Source organism: Pseudoalteromonas atlantica, from assembly GCA_007988745.1.
GTDB lineage: Bacteria > Pseudomonadota > Gammaproteobacteria > Enterobacterales > Alteromonadaceae > Pseudoalteromonas > Pseudoalteromonas atlantica.
Map to the genome: position 1 here is coordinate 1 of BJUT01000093.1, position 5,349 is coordinate 5,349.

General features: G+C 44.5%; 4 protein-coding genes. 3 read left to right on the forward strand and 1 reads right to left on the reverse strand.

Translation table 11 applies throughout. The features are described from left to right. Window positions 1-104: 104 nt before the first annotated feature. Complete coding sequence (locus PAT01_RS19625; RefSeq protein ID WP_154946038.1) at window positions 105-1,073, reverse strand: helix-turn-helix domain-containing protein; 969 nt, start codon at window positions 1,071-1,073, stop codon at window positions 105-107. Window positions 1,074-1,292: 219 nt separating this feature from the next. On the opposite strand from PAT01_RS19625, the gene PAT01_RS19630 reads away from it, so the two are divergent. From PAT01_RS19630 to eat, 3 genes are read left to right on the forward strand one after another with little or no spacing between them, the layout of a single operon-like run. Then, window positions 1,293-2,696, forward strand: a complete 1,404-nt coding sequence (locus tag PAT01_RS19630) for an ethanolamine ammonia-lyase subunit EutB (protein ID WP_154946039.1) — start codon at window positions 1,293-1,295, stop codon at window positions 2,694-2,696. Further along, window positions 2,696-3,574 (forward strand): ethanolamine ammonia-lyase subunit EutC, encoded by an 879-nt coding sequence (gene eutC, locus PAT01_RS19635; RefSeq protein WP_154946040.1) that lies wholly within the window; start codon window positions 2,696-2,698, stop codon window positions 3,572-3,574. Before PAT01_RS19630 ends, eutC begins: the two co-directional genes overlap by 1 nt. A gap of 20 nt (window positions 3,575-3,594) precedes the next feature. Beyond that, window positions 3,595-4,998 carry an ethanolamine permease gene (eat, locus tag PAT01_RS19640; RefSeq protein WP_096042685.1) on the forward strand — a complete coding sequence of 468 codons (1,404 nt, stop codon included), beginning with the start codon at window positions 3,595-3,597 and terminating at the stop codon, window positions 4,996-4,998. The last annotated feature ends 351 nt before the right edge of the window (window positions 4,999-5,349 follow it).

Here is a 5,349-nt window from a genome sequence, read left to right on the forward strand (position 1 = left end):
GGCGCGAAGCTTGCTTGCGCAAAATGCTAATTACTTCTCTAAAAGCGAAGCGCCTCTAAACCTCTTTGTGAATGCATTGGTTTTATTTACGAGCTATGGCGCATCTAACAATCTAAGGAACCTTCTTTTAAATTATTGGCGATAGTTTGAGAGGGGTTTTCACCAAATAACTGCGTGTAATCTTTAGTAAATTGCCCTGCGTGCCAAAACCCCCAATTGGCCGCTATGATTGATATAGGCTTAGTTTGTCCAACCACTTTAAGCTCGCGCCTTACGTTATTTAAACGGGTTAAACGTAAAAACCTAAGCGGGTTAATACCTAAAATGCTTTCAAAACTGTACTGCAACGTGCGCCTACTAACAAAAGTAAGCTCGCAAAGTTCGGTTATGGTTATTGTTTTTTGTGGATTGGCTACCACGTACTCTTTTACTTTATCGACCACTGCTTTACGGTGTTTGTAGCTTGGGGCTATGTTTTGCTGCGGGTTATCGGCTTGCAGTAAATGCAGTGCTAGCATACTAAGCATATCTTGCTGTGACTCTGGTTTAAGCCCAAAGCCTTTACAGGCAACCATACTATTAATTATTTGCCTTGCTGTTTGCAGCGATGAGTCACTTACCGTTAAACGAGCCGATTGTGCAGATAATAGGTTTTTAATAGTTACGCCTTGTAACTGCGCCATGTACTCAATGGAATGCCAATCAATAACCAAACCGTAAATATCAAATTGTTCAGGGGTAATTAGCTCAAAGTCGCTGCTGCTGGTACGGCACATGAATTGATTGCTCGCTACATCAAGGCCATTAATTTTACTTTGCTGCGACTGACTCGGTATGCCAAGCCAAATAGAGTTAGGCGCTATGTTGCATTGCTGGCGCAGCGCACGCTCGGTGTACTCTTTAAAAGCATGAATATCGTTGTAATTTACGCCTTCTATACAGCCATAAAAGCGGCCATCGCTTACTTGGTCGTACTTTTGCTGCCATTGAGTGAGGTTATGGGCTTGCTCGTCAATATCGTGCGTGTATACCTTGCTCTTTTGTGGTGCGTTGTTGCTGCCTTGCTGCGCCATATAGGTGATGCTCTTTTAAAGTAAACATATTTTTAGTTTAAGTGAATGCCAAATAAAGGCATTAACTTACTGAAATAAAATAATAAAAAACGATTTCCCAAAATTCGATAGCCACTTGGTACAAATTAAGCCTTCTTGTGACTATTCAAAATTGATTTATAGCTTATATGGAGCAAGACCTATACCAAGGTTTGTAATATTAGTTATGCGGAGTAAATCATGGGGCATACGTACAGTTATACTTTAGGAACACATACTTATCAATTCAAGAGCTTAGCGCAGTTAATGGCTAAAGCTACGCCGCAGCGCTCGGGTGATAGGTTAGCGGGAGTTATTGCACAATCGGCGCAAGAGCGCGCTGTAGCGCAGATGACATTGGCCGAAGTACCGCTAAAAACATTTTTAAACGATGTACTTATTCCCTACGAGCAAGACGAAATTACACGCCTTATTATTGACGAGCACGATGCAAACGCTTTTAAGCTTATATCGCACTTAACCGTGGGAGATTTTAGAAACTGGTTATTAAGTGATTTTGCAACGCCTGCGGTACTTGCAAGTGTTAGGCAAGCCATTACCCCTGAAATGGCCGCTGCGGTAAGTAAAATAATGCGTAATCAAGATCTCATACTTGTTGCTAAAAAGTGCCACGTAAAAAGCGCGTTTAGAAACACCATAGGTTTGCCTGGGCATTTATCAACCTGCTTGCAACCTAACCACCCAACCGATGACATAAATGGTATAGCTGCCTGCATGCTCGATGGCCTTTTATACGGCAATGGCGATGCGGTAATTGGCATTAATCCCGCCACCGACAACGTAGCGCAAGCCATTAAGTTAATGACACTGATGGATGATGTAATTCAAAAATACGAAATTCCGACACAAAGCTGCGTGCTTACCCATGTAACTAACACCATAGAATGCATAGAAGCAGGCGCGCCGGTTGATTTGGTGTTTCAGTCAATAGGCGGTACAGAAGCTACTAACTCAAGCTTTGGTTTTAATTTAAATACACTAGCTGAGGCGCAAGATGCTGCGCTGAGCTTAAAGCGTGGCACGGTTGGCAATAATGTAATGTATTTTGAAACCGGGCAAGGCAGCTCGCTTTCGGCTAATGCACACCATGGGCTTGACCAACAAACCTGTGAGGCGCGTGCTTATGCTGTAGCACGCAAGTTTAACCCTTTATTAGTTAATACCGTTGTAGGCTTTATTGGCCCCGAGTATTTATTTGATGGTAAAGAAATTACCCGCGCAGGGCTTGAAGATCACTTTTGTGCCAAGCTTTTAGGCATACCTATGGGGTGCGATGTGTGTTACACCAACCACGCCGAGGCCGACCAAAACGATATGGATAACTTACTCACCTTATTAGGCGTGGCGGGTTGCTCGTTTGTAATGGGGATTCCAGGCTCGGACGATATTATGCTTAATTACCAAACTACCTCATTTCATGATGCCTTATATGTGCGCCGAGTTTTAGGCTCGCGCCCAGCGCCCGAGTTTGAAGCGTGGCTTAGCAAAATGAAAATTATGGAAAATACCGCCGAGACTATTTTATCAAACACCTTACCAACTGCCTTTGCTAAGCCATTAAAAGCAGTACAAGGAGGGATGTAATGAAAGCGGTTAAAAGCATAAACACGCAAAGCAGCAACGATCACAATAATAGCAAAGTGGTTGAAAACCCATGGAGCGATTTACGTCGTTTTACCGATGCCCGTATAGGCCTTGGCCGGGCAGGCATTAGTTTACCTACATCTGAAATGTTAGCGTTTCAGTTATCGCATGCTCAGGCGCGCGATGCGGTTAACTTTCCGTTAGATATTAGCGAAATGACAAAAACTCTCAGTGCTATTGATGCGCTTAGCGTGGTTGAAAAACCGCTAAGTTTACAAAGTGAGGCTGTTGATCGTGTTACTTATTTACAGCGCCCCGATTTAGGCCGAAAGCTAAACCAAGCAGGGCGTACAACGCTTTTAAATACTATGCAAAGTAGGCAAAGCAGTACACAGGCGCAATACGATTTAGCCATTGTGGTAGTTGATGGGCTTTCGTCGTTGGCGGTACAAAAAAACGCAGCGCCATTTATAAGCGAGCTTTTAAAGCAGCTTCCTACTGGGCCCTCACCTTACAAAATTGCGCCAATTACCCTGGTAGAGCAAGGCCGCGTAGCGATTGGTGATGATATTGGCGAGCTTCTAAACGCACAAGTTGTAATGGTATTAATTGGTGAGCGCCCAGGGCTTAGCTCCCCTGACAGCCTTGGCCTTTATTTAACGTGGGAGCCAAAAACAGGGCTTAACGATGCGTGCCGTAATTGTATTTCTAATATTCGCCCTGCTGGGCTTAGTTACTTTGAGGCTGCCCGAAGAGCCGTATATTTACTGCAAGAGGCCAAAAAGTGCGGGCTTACTGGGGTTAACTTAAAAGACAGAACACAAGACGATGTAATAGAGCATCAGGTTCAAACCACAAATTTTTTAATCGCGGAATAAAACCATAAAAAGAGGTCAATATGTCTAATAACAATAAAGAGTATCTTGCACAAAGACAGTTAAAAAGTGGCACTGCGGGCTGGTTATTGCTTGCAGGGCTAGGGGTGTCGTATGTAATTTCGGGCGACTTTGCAGGCTGGAACTTTGGCATAGCCGAAGCCGGCTGGGGCGGATTTGCCATTGCTGCGGTGTTAATGGCAATAATGTATTTAACGCTGGTGTTATCGCTTGCTGAAATGTCGGCTGCAATTCCTGCTGCGGGTGGCGGTTACAGTTTTGCGCGTCAAGCAATGGGCCCTGCCGGGGGTTATTTAACTGGCCTTGCGGTATTAATTGAATATGCATTAGCCCCCGCCGCCATTGTTATATTTATTGGTTCGGCGGTTGAGGCGTTAACGGGTTTTAATGGCCCGTGGGTATATGCACTGTTTTATTTAACGTTTGTAGGTATTCATTTAGCGGGTGTGGGTGAAGCGCTAAAAGTAATGATGGTGATAAGTGGTTTAGCAGTATTGGCTATTATTGCCACCGCCGTGGCGTTAATTGCTAATTTTGACGCGGCTAATTTATTTGATGTTGCGGTAACTAATGCCGCAGGTGCAAATGAATTTTTACCACTTGGTTGGTATGGTGTGTGGGCTGCATTGCCTTTTGCTATGTGGTTATTTTTAGCAGTAGAAGGCGTGCCGCTTGCAGCCGAAGAAGCTAAAAACCCGGCTAAAGATGTACCTAAAGGCATTATTGGCGCTATGTTATTTTTACTGTTTACCGCTTTACTTGTTGTGGTATTAGTTCCCGCTGCCGGTGGTGCAAACGCAATGGGCGCCAGTGCAGTTCCTTTAGTTGATGCGCTTAACGCCACGGGCAATACAAGCTTAGCCACTGTGGTAAATATTTTAGGCTTAGCGGGGCTGGTCGCGTCGTTCTTTTCGATTATTTATGGTTATAGCCGTTTAGTGTTTGCGCTTTCGCGTGCGGGCTATTTACCGCGTTCGTTATCAATTACTACAGAGCGCAAAGTGCCCGCGCGAGCGTTAATTGTACCCGCTATTTTTGGTTTTATTGCCTCACTAAGTGGCGAGGGCGATTTAATGCTAGCCATGGCGGTGGTAGGTGCAACGGTATCGTATGCGTTAATGGCGCTGAGCCATATAATGTTACGTATTAAGCAACCTAATTTAGCTCGCCCGTATAAAACGCCAGGTGGCGTGGTTACATCGGGTATTGCGCTAGTGTTATCGCTTATTGCATTAACGGGTGTGTATGCGTTTGACCCTCGTGCATTTTTATACACAGTAGTGTTATTTGTTATTGGTGCAGCTTATTACTTTGGCTATAGCGCTAAGCATTTAGTCGCTAAAAGTGCAGATGAAGAGTTTGCCATGCTTGCCGATGCTGAAGCGGACTTAGCCGCCTCAAATTAAGGGGGTTAACACTAGGGTAAAAGCGATGCTTTTTAAACGCCAGCAAGCTGCGCTTCTACAAGGTAATTTACCTCTGTGTTAATTTTGTCGGTAGGCACGAAGCTTGCTCGCGCAAAATATTAGTTACTTCTCTAAAAGCGAAGCGCCTCTAAGCCTCTTTGTGATTGTATTGGTTTAATATTTACGCGCTATCGCTCATTATGCCAGCACGCTGAGGGTCTACAAGGTAAGGTATAGCTCCGGTGTTAATGTTAACATTGTGGGCACCAAGCTTGTTCAGGGTTGATGTACAGCTTTTCATTAATTGTAAATTAAATACCACCACCGAGGACACAGAGGCGCTTCGCGCTG

What these genes read in the sequence shown, in the direction of transcription:
- eutC (WP_154946040.1), top strand. Translation starts at nt 2,696, where the DNA reads ATGAAAGCGGTTAAAAGCATAAACACGCAAAGCAGCAACGATCACAAT.
- eat (WP_096042685.1), top strand. Translation starts at nt 3,595, where the DNA reads ATGTCTAATAACAATAAAGAGTATCTTGCACAAAGACAGTTAAAAAGT.
- PAT01_RS19630 (WP_154946039.1), top strand. Translation starts at nt 1,293, where the DNA reads ATGGGGCATACGTACAGTTATACTTTAGGAACACATACTTATCAATTC.
- PAT01_RS19625 (WP_154946038.1), bottom strand. Translation starts at nt 1,073, where the DNA reads ATGGCGCAGCAAGGCAGCAACAACGCACCACAAAAGAGCAAGGTATAC.